Source organism: Lichenicola sp. GTC18331 (genome assembly GCF_055386855.1).
Window position 1 is genome coordinate 2,787,310 of sequence record NZ_AP045015.1, and the last position, 19,693, is coordinate 2,807,002.

Below are 19,693 nucleotides of genomic sequence, written 5' to 3' on the forward strand. Positions count from 1 at the left end.
GTCGCGCTTCTAGCGCCAATCCTCCGGCAGTGGCGGGCCGGGGTCCTGCAAGGGGCCATTGTACAGCCCGGCCTTGCGTCGCTGTTCGGCTACCGTCGCGGGATCGAGCCCGGAGAAGGCCGCATGAGCGCCAGCCGTGTATTCGGCGCGTTCCTTGGCCACGAGCGCGAGCCATGCCGCCTCGGTCATGGTCTCCGGACGCGCCTTGTTCAACGGCAGGTGCGCCTCAAAGGAAAGCGCCCGGTCGACGATCTGTTTCCAGGCCGCGGGATCGCTCGCCACCCAGCCGTTGATGGTCGCGCCGAGCTGGTCGTCGAGCGATGCGCGCAGGGCGGCGGCGCCATTGCCTTCGCCGTCGTGATCGGCCTGCGCCCAGGGGCGCGTGCGGTTCTGCATGACGTAGAACCAGAACGTCGCCTGTTCCCGGCGTCCCTGGCCCCAGAGCCAGGTGATGAGCTGCGCGTAGGCGAAGGGTTCGACGCTGTCAGGATGGGCGAGGATCGATTCCGGTGTGGCCTCGGCTGGGGCGGATTGGGCAGCCGCGCGCGCGGGCTGGTCGAGGCCGAAGCAGGATGCGAGGGCCAGCAAGGCCGCTACCAGGAGTGTCCGTGCCATTCTCGGTCCTCGACTTACATCATTGCCCTGTGGGAGGGGGTGAGAAAAGGGGAAGTCTTCTTTTTCTGAAGAAAAAGAAGCAAAAAGACTTTTATCCGTTTGGGTACGGAGCGGTGGCTCAGTATGGAGCCAAACAGACGAAAGTTCTTTGGTTCTTTCTTTCAAGAAAAAACACTTCTTCCATTTCTGATGCTTTCTAACTCGGCCCTTCGGTTCGCCGTCCCACCACCACCAGCACCTCAACCGGCTTGCCCTTGCGCTGCAACGCCAGACGGATCGTGCTGCCGGGGGCGGAGGCGGCGACGGTGCGGATCAGGCCGCGATTGCTGTCCACGTGTTCGCCGTTCACGGAGGTGACCAGATCGCCGGAGCGCAGGCCGGCGCGCTGGCCGGGGCCGCCTTTGTCCACCGACACGATCGCGACGCCGCCTGGCGCATTCTCCAGCGTGACGCCGAGCCAGCCGCGATCGATATGCCCTTTCGTGCGGAGCTGGTCGACGATCGGCGCCACCAGTTCGGACGGAATGCCGAAGCCGATGCCGACGGATCCGCCGGTGGGCGAAACGATGGCGGTGTTCAGCGCGACCACCTGGCCGCGCATGTCGAAGGAGGGGCCGCCGGAATTGCCCGGATTGATCGGCGCGTCGAGCTGGAGGAAGTCGTCGAACGGGCCCGCGCCGATATCGCGCCCGCGCGCGGACACGATGCCGGCCGTCACCGAGGAGCCGAGGCCGAACGGGTTGCCCGCGGCCAGGATCCAGTCGCCGATTTGCACGTCCTGCGAGCGTCCCCAGGTGACGAAGGGCAGGGGGTGGTCGGTCTTCACCTGGATCACGGCGATGTCGGTGAGGTCGTCGGAGCCCAGCAGCTTGGCCGGCAGCTCGGTGCCGTCCGAGAACGAGACGGTGATCTTGTCCGCCTGACCGACCACGTGGTTGTTGGTGACGATGATGCCGGACGGGTCGATCACGAAGCCGGAGCCTGCGCCCAGCATCTGTTCCTTGCGCGAGCGCATGCGTTCGCGGAACTGCTTCTCGAACGGGGTGCCGCGCAAGGCGGGCGGCACCTTCACCCTTGTGTCGTCGTCCTCCACGTCCTGCGTCACGGCGATGTTGACGACGGCCGGCACCACCTTCTTCACCAGCGGCGCGAAGGTGAGCGGGCCGGACTGAACCAGGAACGGCATGTCGGCGCGGGCCGGAACCGCGCCCGCGATCGGGGCTGCCAGACCCGCCAGCAGCAGCAGCGCCATCGTATGACGCGCGGGTTGCCCTGCGGAGCTGGGCATGCAGCGGCTTAAGCTCATCGGGCGGACCTCGAACGCGTTCTCGGGTCATCCTAGACGCAGAACGATCCCGAGATCACCCGCCTGTTGCACGGGGCTGTGGCGGATTGGCAACAGAGGGGTCTTCCGGCCAGTCATGGCGCGGATAGCGTCCGCGCAGATCGCGACGCGCATCGCTCCATCCGCCGCGCCAGAACCCGGCCAGATCGGCGGTGATCGCGGCCGGACGCCCTGCGGGGGACAGCAGCGCGACCTGGAGGCGCAGGCGCCCATCGGCCAGAACCGGCAGGGCGGTGGTTCCGTAGAAATCCTGCGCCCGTGAGGAGGCGGTGGGAACGGGGCCGGTGTAATCGATCGGGACGCGCCGCTGTTTGAGCGCCAGATGGGTCGGCAGCGCGCGGTCGAGGCGTGTCTGCTGCGCGTGATCCAGTCTGCGCCGCAGCAAAGCGAGCAGGTCGATCCCGAGAAGGTCGCCGAGGCGCGTGATGCCGGAAAGGGCGGGTTCGAGCCAGTCCGAAACGGTGGCGGCGAGGGTGTCGTCGTCCAGGGCGGGCAAGTCGGTGTTCTCGCCGTCCAGACCGTGCAGCAGGGCAACGCGGGCCTGGAACTGGCGGGCGGCGTCGGTCCAGTCCATTGCGGTGGCGATCCGGCTTGCGGCGGCGCGGGCGAGCAGAACGGCGGTCTCCGCCGGGTCGGCCGGAACGGTGCGGTCGCTCAGGATCAGCTGGCCGAGACGACGACGCTTGCGGCTCAGAACCGCGCCGCTGGCGGGGTCGAGCACGCTTTCCACCTGTTCGGTGGTGCGCCGGAGCAGGGCGTCCGGCAGGTTGTCCGGGTCCAGGGGGGCGGCCAGGGTGATGCGCGCGGCGTCGCGCACATGCAGCGCCGCGACGGCCAGGAGCTTGCGATCGGCGAGATGGTCGCCACGTGGCAGTTTGGCGCTGCCGCCGCCGGAGAGGCGGAACGCGCCGATCTCGCCGCGCGCCTGGGCGATCCGGTCCGGGAAGCCCGCGGCGACCAGGGCGGCCAGATCCCCGCCGGACTCCGCGCGGACGCCGAGCCTGCGTCTGTAGCTGCCGGCGGCTTGGCGGATGCGGGCCAGGGCGCCGCGATCGGCGTCCGCTCCGCCGCGCCCGGCCAGACAGTCGAGGCGGAGGGCGAGATCGGAAGGCGGGTCGGCCGGACGCCCGCCGCCGGAGGGACGCGGGCGCAACGGGTCGCGCTCTTCCAGCAGCGCGGCCAGATCGGCGGCGAGGGCGGCTTCACCGGGGCTGGCGGCCGCCCGCATCATCGCCGCCAGCCTGGGATGGGCGCCGAGCTGGGCCATCTCCTGGCCCTCGCGGGTGATGTGGCCGGCTTCGTCCAGCGCACCCAGTGCCCGCAGCAGCGCGCCGGCGGCTTCGAACGCGCCGTTGGGCAGCGGATCGGGCAGGGGCAGGGCTTCGGGTGCCGTGTCCATGCTGTCGGCCCAGGCGGCGGCTTGCAGACGGAAGCCGGACAGGTCGGCATCCAGCATCTCCGGCCGGTCGTGCAGGGCGAGGCTGCGTCCGGTGGTTTCGCTCCAGAGGCGATAGGCGACGCCCGGGGCCTCGCGCCCGGCGCGTCCGGCTCTTTGCGTGGCGGCGGCGCGGCTGACGCGCACGGTTTCCAGGCGCGACAGGCCGCTGCCCGGATCGAGACGCGGCACCCTGCGCCAGCCCGAATCCACGACGATGCGCACGCCGGGCACGGTGAGCGAGGTTTCGGCGATGGAGGTGGCAAGCACCACATGCCGCCGTCTCTGTTCCGGCGGCGCCGGGCGCAGCACACGATCCTGTTCCGCGGGCGGCAGCTCGCCGTGCAGCGGCAGGAGTTCGGCGTCCACGCCTGCGTCGCGCAGTAACTGTTCCACGCGCCGTATCTCGCCGACGCCGGGCAGGAACGCGAGCACGTCGCCGTCCGGCTGTTCGGCGAGCGCGGTGCGGATCAGGCGCGCGGCGCCGTCGGCGAGATCGCGCAGGGACGGGATGTCTCGGCCGTGGCGCAGTTCGACCGGGAACATGCGGCCTTCGCTTTCCACCACGGGCGCGTCGAGACGGGCGCAGAGCGTGCGCGTGTCCGCGGTGGCGGACATGGCGAGGATGCGCAGTTCGGGCCGGAGCTGGCGTTGCAGATCGAGGCAGAAGGCCAGCACCGCGTCGGCGTCGAGCGAACGCTCGTGCACCTCGTCCACGATCACGCAGCCGATCCCGTCCAGCATCGGATCGGCCAGCAGGCGGCGGAGCAGGATGCCCTCGGTCACGACCTCGATGCGCGTGTCGGCGGACACGGCGCTGTCGATGCGGGTGCGGAAGCCGACCCGTTCGCCGGCCTGTTCGCCGATCAGCGAGGCCATGCGCTGCGCCGCCGCGCGCGCCGCGAGCCGGCGCGGCTCCAGCATGACGATGCGGTTCGCGCCGAGCCACGGCGCGGGTTCCGCGGCGCCAAGAAAGCCCGCGATCGCCAAAGGCACCAGCGTGGTCTTGCCGGCGCCGGGGGGCGCCACCAGTACTGCATTGGGCCGGTCCCGAAGCGTGTCCAGCAGTGACGGAAGCGCGTCGGTCACCGGCAGAACGGGCATGGGCGTGGATCGGTCGGGCATCCCGCCTGTATGAGGGCCGGGTCGATCGTGTCAAAATCGCGGCCGCGCCCCGTCGGGAGAACACAGTTGATCCAACGCCTGCTTGCCGGTCTTTCGCTGCTGCTCGTCTGCGGCGCCGCCGCACACGCCGCACACGCCGCCGAAAGCCAGCCCGCCACCACGCCGCATGGCGTGGCGACGCTGGTGACCGATCGCGACGGGTGGAGCGCCGGACAGACGCTCGGCGTCGGCCTGCATCTGAAATTGCAGCCGGGCTGGCACACCTACTGGATCAATCCGGGCGATGCCGGCGAAGCGCCGCATGTGACGGTGACGGCGAGCGGCGGCGCCACCGGCCAGACCGATGCGATCACCTGGCCGACCCCGGAGGCGCTGCCCGAAGGGCCGCTGATGAGCTACGGCTATACCGGCGACGTGCTGCTGCCGATGACGCTGACGCCCGTGTCCGCCAAGCTGGGCGAGCCCGCGACGCTGAAGGCGTCGGCGGACTGGCTGTCCTGTTCGTCGGTGTGCGTGCCGGATCATGCCGATCTCACCCTGACCCTGCCGGCCGCCACGGGCGACGCCGCGCCCTCAGCGGAAGCGCCGTTGTTCGCCCGCGCGCATGCCGACACGCCGGTGTCCTCGCCGTTCACCGCGCGGATCTCGCCCAAGGGTGTGTTCACCCTGGCGGGCGACGGTTTGTCCGCCACTTCCGTCGCCAGCGCCTATGTGTTTCCGCTGGAAACCGGCGTGATCGATCAGGTCGCGGCGCAGAAGGCGGAGATCCAGCCCGGTCTGGTGACGGTGCCGTTGAAGCCGACCAGCAGCTTCGATCCCAAGAAGCCGTTCGGTGCGGTGGTGGTGCTGCGCGATTCCAAGGGAACGCAGAGCGCGCTTTCGGTCGAGGCGGCTCCGGGCGGGCCCGGGCTTGCGTCGGTGAACGCGCTGCCCGGCGCGCCGTCCACCGCCGAGCCCGGTCCGGCGGTGGCGCGGACCGGTCTGGCCGTGACGCTGCTCTACGCGCTTCTGGGCGGTCTGGTGTTGAACCTGATGCCCTGCGTGTTTCCGGTTCTGGCGATGAAGGCGATGTCGCTGGCCCGCCTGTCGGGCATGGCGAAACGCGAGCAGCGTTTGTCGGCCGTGTTCTATACCGCCGGTATCCTGCTCGCCTTTGCGGCACTCGGCGGCGGCATGATGGCGGTGCGCGCGGCCGGCAACGCGATCCCCTGGGGGTTCCAGTTCCAGTCCCTGGCAGTGATCGCCGGCACGGGCTGGCTCCTGTTCCTGGTCGGGCTCAACCTGCTGGGTACGTTCGAGATCGGCGGACGCCTGATGGGAGCGGGGCAGGGGCTGGCGTCCAGGGGCGGGCATCTCGGCGATTTCGCCACCGGCCTGTTGGCGGTTCTGGTGGCGACGCCCTGCACGGCGCCGTTCATGGCCGTGGCGCTGGCCGGCGCGTTCTCCTCGCCGCCTTTGGTGGGGATCGTGGTGTTTCTGGTGCTGGGTCTCGGCTTGGCGCTGCCTTATCTGCTGATCGCGATGATCCCGCGTCTGGCCGGATTGCTGCCGCGTCCCGGCCTGTGGATGGAGATCCTGAAGCAGGCCCTGGCCTTCCCGATGTTCGCCGCCGTGGGCTGGCTGGTCTGGGTGGCGAGCCAGAATGGCGGGTCGACCGGCGTGCTGGCGATGGTGGCCGGACTGGTTCTGCTGGGCACGGCATCCTGGCTGTTCGGTCTCGGCCAGCGGTTGAGCGCGCAGGGAGAGCCCGGACGGCGTGGCCCGCGTTTCGCCGGTTTCCTGGCGGTCGCGTTCCTGTTCGCGGCGCTGGCGCTGCTGCCGGGGCTGGCGCGTCTGCAGCCGGGCGCGCAGCAGGCCGCGAACGATCCGGGCTGGGAGAGTTTCTCCGAAGCGCGTCTCGATGCGCTGCGGGCGAGCGGCCGGCCTGTGCTGGTGGATATGAGCGCCGCCTGGTGCGTGAGCTGTCTGGTGAACGAGCGTCTGGCGTTCCATTCGAGCGCCGTGACCAAGGCGTTCGCCCAGCATGACGTGGCGCTGCTGCGGGGCGACTGGACCCGCTACGATGCCGGCATCACCCGCTTCCTGCGTGCGCATGGCCGCGACGGCGTGCCGTTCTACATCTACTACCCGCCGCACAAGGAGGGGATCGTCTGGCCGCAGATCCTCACGCCGACGCTGGTGGTGGACAGCATCGACGGAAAATGAGCCGGAGGGTGGCGATCCGCGCGGTCGCCGCCGCAGGACGGTGCTGAGGTCCGCGAACGGCGGATCGGCCCTGTCCTGTGTGCCGTCCGCGTTCGCGTGACGGGCAGCCGGATCCTTCGGCGCTGGTGATCGGAGACGAGAGTGCGGGCGAAGCGCGTCGCACCTTGTTCGCGATTGCGCGGATGCCGGGGACAAGAGCTCCGGTTTACATCGGTTGTCCGGGCGACGAAAGAAAACGGCGCCCGGACAGCCGGGCGCCGTTCCCGAACCTCTTCGGGATGCCGGTTACGGGGTGCCGCCGCCGGGGGCGAGATAGCCGTTAGGCAGGCGCAGGAAACCGGCCGGTGGCGATGTGCCGGTGGTGGGCGCCGGGCTCGTCGCCGCGGCGGGCGGGACGTTCTGCGGCGGCGGCGCGAGCTGGGTCGGGCCGGACGCGTTCGGATCCGCGATCGCCGGTGCCGATGTCGCAGCGGGCGTCGGCGTCGTAGTGGGGGGCAGCGTGCTCGTGGGGGCGAGCTGCACCGGTGCGCCCACGGAATTGGAGTTCGGCACCAGAGCAGGCGCGGCGGCGGGGGTGGAGCTGCCGGAAACGGGTGCCAGGCTTTGCTGCTCCACCGTGGCGCCCACGGGAGCGCCGGAGGCATCGAGCAGCCAGTCGCCGAGGGTGCGGCGGACCTGGTATTCCAGCTCCACGTTCATGTCGCTCATCATCTGGTTTGTCAGATTGTAGAGCTGGGTCTTGAGACCGTCATTGTCGGTGGTGGCGCCGGGCACGAACTGGCGCAGCACATGCGCTTCCGCATAGCCGTTATGGCCGCCGCTCGGACCGAGAATGTCCAGATGCGCCGCCAGCGTCCCGTTCAGCGTGCCGCCCGGCTCGCCGGTGATGGCGGCCTGATCGATGGTGAACACGGCGGTGCCGCTGTTGCCGGCGGCGACCAGACGCTGCTGCGCCATGGTGCGCATGGCATCGACCGGTTGTACCGGCGATTGCGCCGACAGATCGGACGGGCCCGGCGGCGGTATCTGATCGTTGATCTGCACCTGGCCGACATTCAGGCGCAGCTTGGTCAGATAGTCGTAGGAGGGCTGCTTGAACACGGTGGGCGGAGCGTCGCTGCCGCCGCAACCGGACAGAAGCAGCAGGGCCGCGAAGCCGGCCGGCAGGGCGGCCCGTCGCAAGGAAGCACGCATCAGGAATGACCGAGTCCGAGCAGACGCTGCCACCAGTTCTGCTTCGGCGGCGGCGCGGAAGGCGCGGGGGAAGGGGGGCGGACGCCGGTCCGGATCGGTTCTTCGGACACCGGAACCTGTTCCGCGTGGACGGCATGATCGAACGCCGCGTCCACATGCGGGACGGGGTCGGGCTCCCGTTCCGACAGCGGGGCCTCGAACACGGTATGTGCGGGCTCGGGCGCCTCGTCCGTCGCGTGGAGCGGCGGTTCGTCCAGGCCGTGCTGCGACGGCACCATCATCTCCGGCGCCAGCAGGTCGGCTTCGGGCAGGCTGACCGCTCTCTGGGTATTGCCGGCATAATACAGCACGAGATCGAGCAGAGGCTGATGCGTCAGCCGGCTGCGCACGAACACCACGTTGGCGCTCGGAACGAACAAGGCGGTTTCCGCCGGATCGGCGGTGCGGGTCAGATAGAACACCGTGTTGGTGGCGGGGTCGAGATGCCGGAAGCAGTCGCGCCCGGAGACGGAGAACCGCTCCTGCGCGTCCGCGTCGTTGCTCTCGAACGCCCGCGCGATCCAGTCCCGCGTCAAGGAGGCTCCGTAACCCGCCTGCAGTTCCTCGAAGCGATCGACCACGACGAGGTCCGGCGCCGGCAGCGTGCGGGCGAGCGGGTCCGACAACAGCAACTCGATCGATCGCGGCAGCATCCCGTCGAAGCGGTGCGTGACGGCCGGGATCGCCGCATGCGGCGCGAGCACGCACTCGGTATGGATGGTGCGGATCACCGGCTCGATCTCGGCCATGTAGAGGGCCAGCTCGCGCTCGGGCAGGGACGGCACGGCATTGGCGCGGTAATCGAGCGTCTCGTCGAGCAGCCAGATCGTGCTGTCGCCGCCCTCGTGCAGCAGTTCGAGCACATGGAACGGCGGCAGGCCGGTCTGCAGTCCCCGCGCCGACCATCCCGGGACGAACTCGGTGACCGGCTGGCCGCCCATGGTCAGGGGGTAGAGACCGTCGTCGGCATCCGCGACCTGATAAGTTCCGTCGGTGTGAGAAACCTTCCAGATCGGCACGCTTGGCCTCCATCATCGCGAGAACGGTCAGGCTACAAAGGGAGCAGGCCGCCCACAAGGGACGGCGCCGCTTTCGTGGTCGCTCAGTGGCGCGCCAGACCGCCCACGCTGTCGCGCGGGAAGCGGAAATCCAGCGCACAGAACTCGCAGGTCATGACGATGTCGCCATCCACCTGCATCTCGTCCAGATCGCCGGCCGGAAACCCTTCCAGGATGCCGGCCAGCTTGGCGCGCGAGCAGCGGCAGCCATAGGCCAGGGCGCGCGGCCGGTCCGCGGCGACGCCTTCCTCGTGGAACAAGCGGAACAGCAGGTCTTCGGGCAGCAGCGTGTCGTCCAGGAGTTCGTCCTCGCTCAGCGTGGCGGCGAGCGCGGTGGCGGTGAGCCAGCTTTCATCGTCCGTTTCCGACCGCGCCATCCTGTTCTGGTCGAGAATCGCGTTGTCGAGTTCGCGTCCCGGATCGATGCCGCCTTCCGCCGCGATCCGTTCCAGCACCAGCGCGCCGGCGCGCCAGCCGGACTCGGTCCGGCGGCAGAACAGCCGGATGAAGCAGGCATGCTGCTCGCTGGTCTCGAAATAATGTCCGGCCATGGCCGAAAGCGTGTCGCCCTCGATCGCCACGATGCCCTGGTGCCGTTCCATGTGTTCGCCCTGGTCGACGGTGAACGCCATGTAGCCGTTGCCGAGCAGGGTGCGGGCCAGGGGCGCCGGATCGGCGGCCAGCAGGGCCGGCATGCGTTCCGGATCGACCCGGGCATGAAAGCGCAGCGCGCCGGAATCGGTGCAATCGGCCAGCAGCATGGACACCGGGCCGTCCCCCTTGGCCTGCAGGCTGAACGAACCCTGGAATTTCAGCGCCGAAGCCAGCCCCGCCACCAGGGCCAGAGCCTCGCCGGCCAGACGGCTCACCACCGCCGGGTTGTCGTGCCGCCCCAGCAGCGCGTCGGCGAGCGGGCCCAGGCGCACCAGACGGCCGCGCACCGGGCGGCCGGGCAGAAAGAACGGCACCACGCCGCGCGGCACCACGATGTCGGGCACGTCCGGACGGCTGCTATCGAGAAAGGCGGGAGTTTCGACCATGGGCGCACAGATAATGCGCCCGAGGCCGGTTCGCCAGCAGCGAGACGGTGCGCGGACTCGTGACACGATCCGTGCGGCCGGGATCGGGCTGTCCGCCGCGCCGGAACGGGTCTCAGATCCGCTCGGAAATCTCCGCTTCCAGCGCTTCCAGCTTCTGTTCCAGCGCCCGGCGCGTTTCTCCGTCGGTGCCGAGCTTGTCCTCGAGGCCGGACAGGAAGGTGCTGCGGCAGCGATCGTGGCTCACGTCCAGATCCTGCTCCGGCGAGCGCACGCCGGCCACGCAATCGAGATAGGCGTTGCGCAGTCCGGTCAGCGCCGGCTCGGAGGGAAGGGCGGACAGGATCTCGTCCAGGCTCGATTCCACCCAGCCCGGTGCGGAGGGGACGTCCTCCGTCGTGCTCGGCCCTTGCGTTTCATCGGGCATCATCGCGTCTCCCGGTCCAGCACGGCACCGTCCCAGTGTTCGCCGCCCAGGGCCCAGGCCAGCAGGCCCTTCTGCGCATGCAGGCGGTTCTCGGCTTCCTCGAACACGGCCGACCAGGGGCCTTCGATCACCCCGTCGGTGACTTCCTCGCCGCGATGCGCCGGCAGGCAATGCATGAACAGCGCATTCTCCGCCGCCTGTGCCATCAGCGTCTCGTCGACGCGGAAGGCTTCCAGCCGTGCGGCGCGGTTCTCGGCCGGGTCGTCGGCCATGCTGGTCCAGGTGTCGGTGACGACGCAATCCGCGCCACGCACCGCCGCGTGCGGATCGGACAGGAGTTCGATGCGGCCGAGGGAGCCTGCGTCCCGCTCGCGCGCCGCCCAGTCCAGCACCTCGCGGCGCGGCGTCATGTCCGGCGGTGTGGCGAGCCTGAGGGTGAAGCCGAAGCGCATCGCCGCCTCGATCCAGCTCGCCGCGACATTGTTGCCGTCGCCGCACCAGGCCAGCGTGCGGCCGGCGATCGGGCCGCGCAGTTCCTCGAAGGTCATGATGTCGGCCAGGAGCTGCACCGGGTGCGAACGCTCGGTCAGCCCGTTGATCACCGGGATGGAGGCATGGGCGGCCAGTTCCGCCAGCTTGGCGTGGCTGTCGGTGCGGAGCACGATCGCGTCCAGAAAGCGCGACAGCACGCGGGCCGTGTCCGGCAGGGTTTCGCCGCGCCCGAGCTGCATGTCGCGCGGGCTCAGCACCACCACCTCGCCGCCGAGCTGGCGCATCGCCACCTCGAACGAGACACGCGTGCGGGTGGAAGGCTTTTCCAGCATCAGCCCGAGCGTCAGCCCGGCCAGCGGCTTCGGCGCGTAGCGGTCGCGCGGCACCTGCTTCAGGCGATGCGCGGCGGCCAGGATACGGCGCAGCAGGGCGGTATCCAGGTCGCGCAGTTCCAGGAAATGACACGGGGGTGCTGCGTCCAGCCCGGCCGGCTGCTTCAGGGCCGCGCTCACGATGCGGCCGCCAGGGCTGCGTCGGCGCCGTGCGGACGAACGCGCTCGGCCGCACGGGCCAGACGCGCGACCGCCTCGCGGCAATCGGCCTCCGTCACCACCAGGGGCGGAATGATCCGCAGAACGTCGTCGCCCGCGCCCACCACCAGCAGTTCCTCTGCCAGCGCCGCCGTCTGCATCTCGGCCACCGGCACGCGGCAGCGCAGACCCTGCATCAGCCCCGGCGCGGTTTCGTGCGACCGCACGGATTCGAACACGTCCGGGCGCGCCCGCACCAGCGCGTCCAGCTCGCGCTTCAGCAAGGCGCCGCGCGCCTGCACGCCGTCGAGGAAGCCGTCCGACAGCAAGACGTCCAGCACCGCGTTGCCGGCGGCGCAGGCGAGCGGATTGCCGCCGAAGGTGGTGCCGTGCGAACCGGCGGTGAGGTGCTGCGCCACCGCCTCGGTGGCCAGGATCGCGCCCAGCGGGAAGCCGCCGCCGATGCCTTTGGCCGTGCTGACCACATCCGGGCGCACATCGGCCCATTGATGCGTGAACAGCTTGCCGGTGCGTCCCATGCCGCTCTGCACCTCGTCGAAGCCGAGCAGCAGTCCGAACTCGTCGCATGCGGCGCGCAATTCGCGCAGGAATCGGATCGTGGCGGCATTCACGCCGCTTTCGCCCTGGATCGGCTCGATCATGATGCCGGCCGTCTGCGGTCCGATCGCGTCGCGCACGGCGTTCAGGTTGTTGAGCGGCACATGCCGGAAGCCGGGCACGGGCTCGCCGAAGCCGGACAGGTATTTGGCGTTGCCGGTGGCCGACAGCATCGCCAGCGTGCGGCCATGAAAGGCGCCGTTGAAGCAGATGATCTCCGTGCGCTCGCCATGGCCGGTGGCGGCCTGGGCGCGGCGGATCATCTTCACCATGCCTTCATTGGCTTCCGCGCCGGAATTGCAGAAGAACACGCTGTCGGCGAAGCTGTTCTCCACCAGGCGGGCGGCCAGACGCTCGGCCTGCGGCACGCGATAGAGATTGGAGACGTGCATCACCCGTGCCGCCTGTTCGGCGATCGCGGCGACGAGATGGGGATGGCCGTGGCCGAGCGAGGAGGTCGCGATGCCGGCGCCGAAATCCAGGAATCGTCGTCCGTCCGCCGCATACAGCCAGGCGCCTTCGCCCCGCTCGAAAGCGAGATCGGCACGGTTGTAGGTGGGCATCAGCGGAGCGATCATCTCGACTACTTTCTCCTCGCACGGTTCGCCGCGCGAGGCTCCGGGGGTAGAGGGTTGAAGCAAACAACAAGAGTGCCGGTGGCTTCCGCCGCAAGTCAAACCGCGAATGCGAGGCCCAGCCCCGCATCCGGCCCGATTCCGGCCTTCCCGGGCGTCTTTCTGTGAAGGCGCGGGGCAGCGGGTCGGATGCGAGGGACGACGCCTCCGGAACCGCGCGCGCCGATGCTGCGGCCCCCGACCGGACCCGCACGGGCTGGGACGCATCCGACGCCGCGCCCGAACCGGCTTCGCCGATCGTGCCGTCTGCGGCCGTCGTTCCGAACGCTCCCCCCGTGCGCAAACGCGCGCGGAGCCGCCCGCCCGCCCGGTCCGGCGAACCGGTCGATCCCGGCCCCGCGCCCCATGCCGGGCGTCTGCGCGACGCGGCTCTGGCGCATCTGGCCCGGTTCGCCACCACCGAGGCGGGTCTGGTGCGTGTTCTGGATCGCAAGATCGCGCGCTGGAGCCGGCAGGCGGCCGCGGCGGGGCGCGCTTCCGACGAGATCGCCGCTGCGGTGCGCGAGGCCAGGGAGGCGGTGCGCACCGTCGCCGGGTCGCTCGCGGGGGCCAAGGTGGTGGACGATGCGGCCTTCGCCGAATCCCGCGCCCGTTCGCTCAGCCGCGGCGGCCGCTCCCGGCGCGCGATCGGCGCGCATCTGGCCGGGCGCGGCGTTGCGCCGGAGCTGATCGAGACCGCGCTGGAGGAGGCGGCGGGCAGCGATCTGCAATCCGCCGTTCTGCAGGCGCGGAAGCGGCGCATAGGCCCGTTCGGCGATCCGGCCGCGCTGGACGATCCCGCCGCCTGGAACAAGGCCCTGAGCGCCCTGGCCCGCGCCGGCTTCGACCGCGACACCGCCGAACGCGCCTTGCGGATGGACCCGGAAGAAGCCGCAGCCTTGGTGCTGGCGCGGCATGCGATGTAGCGTTTCCGGTGCCGGGGCGGCGACAAGGCTTGCAAGCCGGCGCGGACGGTTCCATGTCGTGGACCCAATGTGTGTGCGGCGATCGCCGGCGCGCCAAACGGAATCGAGGGCGTCATGGGTAGCTTGAGCATCTGGCACTGGTTGATCGTTCTGGCGGTCGTGCTGGTGCTGTTCGGCGGCGGCTCCAAGATCAGCGGGCTGATGGGCGACTTCGCCAAGGGCATCAAATCGTTCAAGCGCAACATGGCCGACGACGAGTCCATGGAGCACGGCCAGCCGAACCAGCCTGCAGCACCGCCGCCTTTGGTGGGGCAGCATCAGGCCGCGCAGCCGGGCGCCTATCAGCCGCCGCCGCAGAACTACGCCGCGCCGGGCAACGCCTATCCGCAGCAGCCGCCGGCCAGCCCGCACAACTGAGCCCGTGGCCCGCAAGGGCCGCGATCGTCCGACCCGTTCGCGCTTCCGGGCCATCTGCCCCGGAAGCGTTTCCGTGACCGACCGACACCGTTCTCGCCGCGAAAGGAGCGATCATGAGCCTTCTCACCGTCTACAAGGACGATGCCCCGGGTGTCGCCGTGATCAGCACCGAGGACGGCGCGGAGATCGCCGCGACCCTGGCGGAGATCGGCGTGCGGTTCGAGCGCTGGGAGTCGCCGGTGGTCTTGGCCGATGACGCGGATTCCGAAACGGTGCTGGCCGCCTATCGTCCGTTCCTCGACAAGCTGATGGGCGAAAGCGGGGCCGGAAGCGCCGACGTGATCCGCATCGGCGCGCATACGCCGAACAAGGAGGCGCTGCGGGCCAAGTTCCTGAGCGAGCACACCCATAGCGAGGACGAGGTGCGCTTCTTCGTGCGCGGCGCCGGCTCGTTCATCCTGCATGTGGACGGCAAGATCTACGACGCGCATTGCGTGCAGGGCGATCTGATCTCCGTGCCCACCGGCATCAGGCACTGGTTCGACGCTGGCGAGACGCCCGAGGTGACGGCGCTGCGCGTGTTCACCGACACCACCGGCTGGATCGCCAACTATACCGGCGACGACGTGGCCGAGCGTTTCCCGGCGCGGTTCGCCGCGCGATGAGCGCGATCCGCGCCGTTCTGACCGATATCGAGGGCACCACTACGCCGATCGCCTTCGTGCATCGCGTGCTGTTTCCTTATGCCCGTCAGGCTCTGCCCGCTCTGGTGGGCAAGCGTGCGGACGAGAAGCCGGTGGCCGATGCGCTGGACGAGGTGCGCCGGATCGCGCCGGGCGCCGATCCGCTGACGCAGTTGCTGAGCTGGATGGACGAGGACGCCAAGATCGGTCCGCTGAAGATCTTGCAGGGCATCACTTGGCGCGACGGCTACGAGGCCGGTCTGCTGAAGGCCGAGATCTATCCCGACGTGTCGGTCGCCTTGCGCGCGTGGAACGGGAACGGTGTGCGTCTGGCGGTGTACTCCTCCGGTTCGGTGGAAGCGCAGCATCTGATCTTCCGCAACGGGCCGGACGGCGATCTGACCTCGCTCTTCGACGGTTTCTTCGACACCGAGGTCGGCGCCAAGCGGGAAACGAACTCCTACCGCACCATCGCCGGACGGCTCGGCTTGCCGCCGGAGGAGATCCTGTTCCTGTCCGATATCGAGGCCGAACTCGATGCGGCGGCAGAAGCCGGTCTGCGCTGCTGCCAGCTGGTCAGATCCGAGGACGGCACCGTCGCCTCCACCCGCCATCCGGTCGCGTCGGATTTCGCCGCCGTGTCCGCGCATTTCGGCCTGCCCGGAGCCTTGCCCGCCGCATGACCGTGCTGCACCGGACCTGGCGCGACGTGCCGGAGGAAGCGCGCGGCGCCATTCTCGCTCTCGGCAATTTCGATGGCGTGCACCGGGGCCATGTGCATCTGCTGCGCGCTCTGCATGCGGCGCGCCCGGACCGGCCGCTCGGCGTGCTCACCTTCGAGCCGCACCCGCGCGAATTGTTCCGCCCCGAGGACCCGCCGTTCCGTCTCAGCCTGTCCGCCGAGCGCTTCGACGTTCTGCGCCGCCACGGCGTGGCGCATGTGTTCGAGGTGCCGTTCGACCGCGACTTCTCCCTGCTGACGCCGGAGCAGTTCGTGGAAGAGGTGCTTCATCGCGGCATCGGCGCGGTGCATCTCGCCTGCGGGGCGGATTTCGCCTACGGCCATCGACGGGGCGGCGACGTTTCCACGCTCGCCGACCATGCCGAGCGCCTCGGCATCGGCCTGACCGTGGTGCCGGCCCTGGCCGATTCGGGCGGACCGTTCTCGTCGTCCCGCATCCGCCGCGCGCTCCAGGACGGCTATCCCGAACGCGCCACCGAGGAGCTGGGGCGGCCCTGGGCGGTGCGCGGTATCGTCGCGCATGGCGACAAGCGTGGTCGTCTGCTCGGCTTTCCCACCGCCAACGTGGCGCTGGGCCGGCATCTGGAACCGGCGCGGGGCGTGTATGCCGCCACCGTCAGGCTGCCGGATGGCACGTCGCGCCACGGCGTCGCCAATATCGGCCGGCGCCCCACCGTGGCCGACACGACGGAAAGCCGGCTTGAGGTGAACCTGTTCGAGTTCGATGGCGATCTCTACGACCAGGAGATCTGCGTCTCGCTGCATAAGTTGTTGCGGGCGGAGAAGCGTTTCGACGGGCTGGACGCCTTGAAGGCGCAGATCGCCGCCGATGCCGACTGGGCGCGGACCTACCTCCAGCAGCACGCGCCGTTCTGACCGTGCTGTCGGCGTGGCGCCCGGACACGCGCTTTCTCCAGGCGGCGCTGTCGGCCGCCCGTAATGCCGATCTGGTCACGATCGACGTGTTCGACACCGCGCTCACCCGGAGCGTCGACAGCCCGGCCGATCTGTTCGCCGAGATCGAGCGCCGTCTGCGCGGGGAGATCGGCGCCGTCGCGGGCGGTTTCGCGCTGGAGCGGGAGGCGGCGGAGCGCACGGCGCGTCTGAACGCGCAGGCGTTGCACGGCGCGGAGGAGATCGACCACGAGGCCATTCTCGACCGTCTGCCCGGCCGCTTGTCGCCCTGGCGCGCTTTGATCCGCCGGCTGGAGCTGGACAGTGAAACGGATGCGCTGCTGCCGGTGCCGGATCTGCTGGAGCTGACCCGGACTCTGACGGAAGCGGGCACGCCCTTCGCCTTCGTCTCCGACATGTATCTGCCGCCCGACTTCCTGCGCGCGCGCCTCGAAGCGTCCGGCTTCGGGCTCGGCGAGGGGCTGTTCGTGTCGTCGGATACCGGCGCCACCAAGGCCACCGGGCGGATCTGGCCGGTGCTGGCGCGACGGTTTCCCGGTGCGCGCATCCTGCATGTCGGCGACGACCGGCATGCCGATATCGACCGGCCGCGTGCCTTCGGCGTCGCGACGCTGCCTTATCTCCGCGCCCGCTCGTCGCGCCGCACCGCCTTGCCGTTGTCGCCCGCGTCGCTGCCGTTCTCCCGCGCCCGGCGCGCGCAGGTGCTCGTTTCGCGCGCCGACCCGGATGCGGTGCCGGCCGAAACGGCGTTCTGGCACGCGCTCGGCACCGTCTGGGGCGGGATCGTGCTGTCCGGATTCGTGCGCTGGCTGGAAGCGCGCGTGGTGCGGCACCGGATCGGGCAGCTCCTGTTCTGCGCCCGCGACGGCTGGCTGATCCATCGCGCCTGGCGCGAGTCCGGCGCCGCCGCGCGCACCGGGATCGACGGCCTTTATTTCGAGGTGGCGCGCCGGCCGCTCAATCTGGCCTGCGGTTTCGTCCGCGGCGCGCCGGGGCGGCTCGATCAGGCGCTGCTCGGCTTCCTGGCCAGCAGCGACGGCACCCTCACGGTCAGGACGGCGCTGCGCCGGGCCGGGCTCGACGGCATTCCGGCCCTGGTGGACGATGCGCGGACGCAGTTCGGCGATCTGGAAACCCGGCTGGTCTGGCCGGACGGGACCGGCCGCTTCGAGCATCTGCTCCAGGCCCATTCGAGCGAGGTGCATGCGGCGCTCGGCCCGCATCATGCCGCGCTGATGGGCTATCTGCGTCAGACCGGCGTCCTGGAGGGCGGGCGCGTCGGGCTGGTCGATCTGGGCTGGCACGGGACCATGCAACGTTCGCTGCGCACCCTGCTGGACGATGCCGGCGCCGCCACCGAACTGCATGGTTTCTATTACGGGCTCTGGCCGGCGGCCATCAACAACCGCGCCGGCGGCGGCCCCGCCGACAGCGCCTTCGCGTCCGATTTCGAGCCTCCGGAAGAGCGGCCGGAACTGACCGACGCGGTGGAGATTCTGGAGGAATTGCACACCGCGCCGCACGGCACCGTGCTGGGTTATGAGCCGGACGAAAACGGGCGCTGGCAGGCCGTCACCGCCGAGGATGCCGATGGCGCGGCGCAGTTCGCGCGCGCGAGCGCACCGTTCCAGGCGGGTTGCCTCGAAACCGTGCGCCGTTTGTTCGAGACCGGGCGCTGCGGGCCGCTCGTGCTGGACGAGATCACCCCCGAGGTGGTGCGCGCCACGCTCGCCGCCGTCACCTTGTCGCCGGATGCGGACGAGCTGCGTCTTTTGGGCGGTCTCGGCCACCACGCCACCTTCGATCATGACGGCTACAAGACCCTGGTGCCGTCCGGCGCCGTGCCGAGCAGCGCCGAAGCGCGGACGGCGGCGCTGCGCTCCTGCGGCTGGCGCATGGGAACGGTGCTGGGCTGGCTTGATCGCGTGGATCCGGCGGAGGCGCCCGAGCTGAAAGCCTGGGTGCGTCACATGATGGGGCATTACGGCGCGCGCGTTCTCGGTCGGTTCGGATAGGACGGCGCCCGATCGCGCCCAGAGCGGCGTTCTTCGGTGTCTCTGGACGGTATTCTTTATTCGTTCGGTTGGCTGATGGTCTGGACCCGGCCCCGGCCGGGACGTTTCGAGGGGTCGCATGGTCAACTCTGCTTCGAGCCTGTTTCCCATGCGCCCGGACGCGACCGGGGGCTCCGTCGCGATCCTGATGCGCACCCGGGACCGGCCGGTCCTGCTCGCGCGCGCCTTCGCCAGCGTGCTGTCGCAGCGCTGCGACGATTGGCATCTGTTCGTGGTCAATGACGGCGGCGATCCGGCACCCGTGGATGCGCTGGCGGCGCGGCACGAGACCGGGTTTCTCGGCCGCATCACCGTTCTGCATCACGCCGAGCCGCTCGGGCGCCAGGGCGCCGCCAATGCCGCCCTGGCATCGGTGCAGCGGAGCGGCGGGTTCAACCACATCGCCGTGCATGACGACGACGATAGCTGGCACCCGGATTTCCTGCGCCTGACCACGCAATGGCTGTCCCGGCCGGAGCATGCCGGGTTCGTCGGCGTGCTGACCCATTGGACCATCGTGCGCGAGCGTCTCGACCGCACGGAGGTGCGCGAGACCGATCGCGAGTCGGCCGTGTTCGACATGCCCGTCCTGGCGTTTGACGCCATGCTCGCCCGCAACCGCGTGCCGAGCATCGCCTTCGTGTTCCGGAGCGACGCGGTGAGGCGGGCGGGATCGTTCGATGCCGCCCTGCCGGTGCTGGAGGACTGGGATTTCCTGCTGCGCCTGCTCGTTCTCGGCGATATCGGCGTTCTGCCGCGACCGCTCTGCTTCTATCATCTGCGCGACGCCGATACGCTGCCCGCCTATCTGAACAGCGCCGATGACGCCGCCTCGCCGCACGACGCGCAGTTCGTGCGCTATCGCAACGACCGCCTGCGTATCCTGGCCGAAACCGATCCGGGCGCGCTGGCGGTGATCGGCACGCTGGGCAGCCGGGCCGAGCGCTATCACGAGCAGGCCGAGCTTCAGCACGGAAAGATCCTGGCCAATCTGGACCGGAACGGGCTCTGGGGCCATGCGCGGCACGAGGATCTGCAACATCGTCTGATCCGCGTCGAACACGCGCTGGAGCGCCTCGAAGCCGGCCTCGCGGCGCTGGCGTCGCGCCCGCCGGAGCGGTCCCTGGTCGAGCGCGCCCTGCGCCGCCTCCTGGCACGGTGGCGCCGCCTCCGCGCCTGAGCCGTTCGCGCGCATGACCGGCCCCGGCGCGGCGTCGATTGA

Annotated in this window: 17 protein-coding genes; 8 read left to right on the plus strand and 9 right to left on the minus strand. The window is 70.1% G+C overall.

Features of this window, described 5'->3' with window-relative positions; genetic code table 11:
* Positions 1-9: 9 nt before the first annotated feature.
* The 3 genes from ACZ5BM_RS12760 to hrpB form a co-directional block, all read right to left on the minus strand.
* The gene (locus tag ACZ5BM_RS12760; RefSeq protein ID WP_498908448.1) at positions 10-615 is read right to left on the minus strand and encodes a hypothetical protein; all 606 of its coding nucleotides are present in this window, start codon (positions 613-615) and stop codon (positions 10-12) included.
* 196 nt (positions 616-811) lie between these two features.
* A complete protein-coding gene (locus tag ACZ5BM_RS12765; protein WP_498908449.1) occupies positions 812-1,903 on the minus strand; it encodes a trypsin-like peptidase domain-containing protein in 1,092 nt (363 codons plus the stop codon).
* A gap of 73 nt (positions 1,904-1,976) precedes the next feature.
* A complete protein-coding gene (gene hrpB / locus ACZ5BM_RS12770) occupies positions 1,977-4,499 on the minus strand; it encodes an ATP-dependent RNA helicase (RefSeq protein WP_498908451.1) in 2,523 nt (840 codons plus the stop codon).
* A gap of 87 nt (positions 4,500-4,586) precedes the next feature.
* Between hrpB and ACZ5BM_RS12775 the strand changes: the two genes are divergently transcribed.
* On the plus strand, positions 4,587-6,725 hold the full coding sequence (locus ACZ5BM_RS12775) for a protein-disulfide reductase DsbD family protein (RefSeq protein ID WP_498908452.1): 2,139 nt from the start codon (positions 4,587-4,589) through the stop codon (positions 6,723-6,725).
* A gap of 285 nt (positions 6,726-7,010) precedes the next feature.
* Here ACZ5BM_RS12775 and ACZ5BM_RS12780 read toward each other — a convergent pair whose 3' ends face one another.
* The 6 genes from ACZ5BM_RS12780 to ACZ5BM_RS12805 form a co-directional block, all read right to left on the minus strand.
* Positions 7,011-7,919, minus strand: a complete 909-nt coding sequence (locus ACZ5BM_RS12780; RefSeq protein ID WP_498908454.1) for a hypothetical protein — start codon at positions 7,917-7,919, stop codon at positions 7,011-7,013.
* Complete coding sequence (locus ACZ5BM_RS12785) at positions 7,919-8,977, minus strand: hypothetical protein (RefSeq protein ID WP_498908455.1); 1,059 nt, start codon at positions 8,975-8,977, stop codon at positions 7,919-7,921. Before ACZ5BM_RS12785 ends, ACZ5BM_RS12780 begins: the two co-directional genes overlap by 1 nt.
* 83 nt (positions 8,978-9,060) lie before the next feature.
* Positions 9,061-10,056, minus strand: a complete 996-nt coding sequence (hslO, locus tag ACZ5BM_RS12790) for an Hsp33 family molecular chaperone HslO (RefSeq protein ID WP_498908457.1) — start codon at positions 10,054-10,056, stop codon at positions 9,061-9,063.
* A 112-nt stretch (positions 10,057-10,168) separates the two neighbouring features.
* Positions 10,169-10,483, minus strand: a complete 315-nt coding sequence (locus tag ACZ5BM_RS12795; RefSeq protein WP_498908459.1) for a hypothetical protein — start codon at positions 10,481-10,483, stop codon at positions 10,169-10,171.
* Positions 10,480-11,484 carry an ornithine carbamoyltransferase gene (gene argF, locus ACZ5BM_RS12800; protein ID WP_498908460.1) on the minus strand — a complete coding sequence of 335 codons (1,005 nt, stop codon included), beginning with the start codon at positions 11,482-11,484 and terminating at the stop codon, positions 10,480-10,482. The genes ACZ5BM_RS12795 and argF overlap by 4 nt, the downstream gene beginning before the upstream one ends.
* The gene (locus ACZ5BM_RS12805) at positions 11,481-12,698 is read right to left on the minus strand and encodes an aspartate aminotransferase family protein (protein ID WP_498908462.1); all 1,218 of its coding nucleotides are present in this window, start codon (positions 12,696-12,698) and stop codon (positions 11,481-11,483) included. The genes argF and ACZ5BM_RS12805 overlap by 4 nt, the downstream gene beginning before the upstream one ends.
* Positions 12,699-13,030: 332 nt before the next feature.
* On the opposite strand from ACZ5BM_RS12805, the gene ACZ5BM_RS12810 reads away from it, so the two are divergent.
* From ACZ5BM_RS12810 to ACZ5BM_RS12840, 7 genes are all read left to right on the plus strand, one after another.
* Positions 13,031-13,660 carry a regulatory protein RecX gene (locus tag ACZ5BM_RS12810; protein WP_498908463.1) on the plus strand — a complete coding sequence of 210 codons (630 nt, stop codon included), beginning with the start codon at positions 13,031-13,033 and terminating at the stop codon, positions 13,658-13,660.
* Positions 13,661-13,774: 114 nt separating this feature from the next.
* Positions 13,775-14,077, plus strand: coding sequence for a Sec-independent protein translocase family protein (locus ACZ5BM_RS12815; RefSeq protein WP_498908464.1), 303 nt, complete (start codon positions 13,775-13,777; stop codon positions 14,075-14,077).
* 113 nt (positions 14,078-14,190) lie between these two features.
* The gene (locus ACZ5BM_RS12820) at positions 14,191-14,742 is read left to right on the plus strand and encodes a 1,2-dihydroxy-3-keto-5-methylthiopentene dioxygenase (RefSeq protein WP_498908466.1); all 552 of its coding nucleotides are present in this window, start codon (positions 14,191-14,193) and stop codon (positions 14,740-14,742) included.
* Positions 14,739-15,443, plus strand: coding sequence for an acireductone synthase (gene mtnC, locus ACZ5BM_RS12825; RefSeq protein WP_498908467.1), 705 nt, complete (start codon positions 14,739-14,741; stop codon positions 15,441-15,443). The genes ACZ5BM_RS12820 and mtnC overlap by 4 nt, the downstream gene beginning before the upstream one ends.
* Positions 15,440-16,378 carry a bifunctional riboflavin kinase/FMN adenylyltransferase gene (locus tag ACZ5BM_RS12830; RefSeq protein ID WP_498908469.1) on the plus strand — a complete coding sequence of 313 codons (939 nt, stop codon included), beginning with the start codon at positions 15,440-15,442 and terminating at the stop codon, positions 16,376-16,378. Before mtnC ends, ACZ5BM_RS12830 begins: the two co-directional genes overlap by 4 nt.
* Before the next feature lie 2 nt (positions 16,379-16,380).
* Positions 16,381-18,432 carry a hypothetical protein gene (locus ACZ5BM_RS12835; protein WP_498908470.1) on the plus strand — a complete coding sequence of 684 codons (2,052 nt, stop codon included), beginning with the start codon at positions 16,381-16,383 and terminating at the stop codon, positions 18,430-18,432.
* Between the two features lie 118 nt (positions 18,433-18,550).
* Positions 18,551-19,651, plus strand: coding sequence for a glycosyltransferase family 2 protein (locus tag ACZ5BM_RS12840; protein ID WP_498908472.1), 1,101 nt, complete (start codon positions 18,551-18,553; stop codon positions 19,649-19,651).
* Positions 19,652-19,693 lie beyond the last annotated feature (42 nt).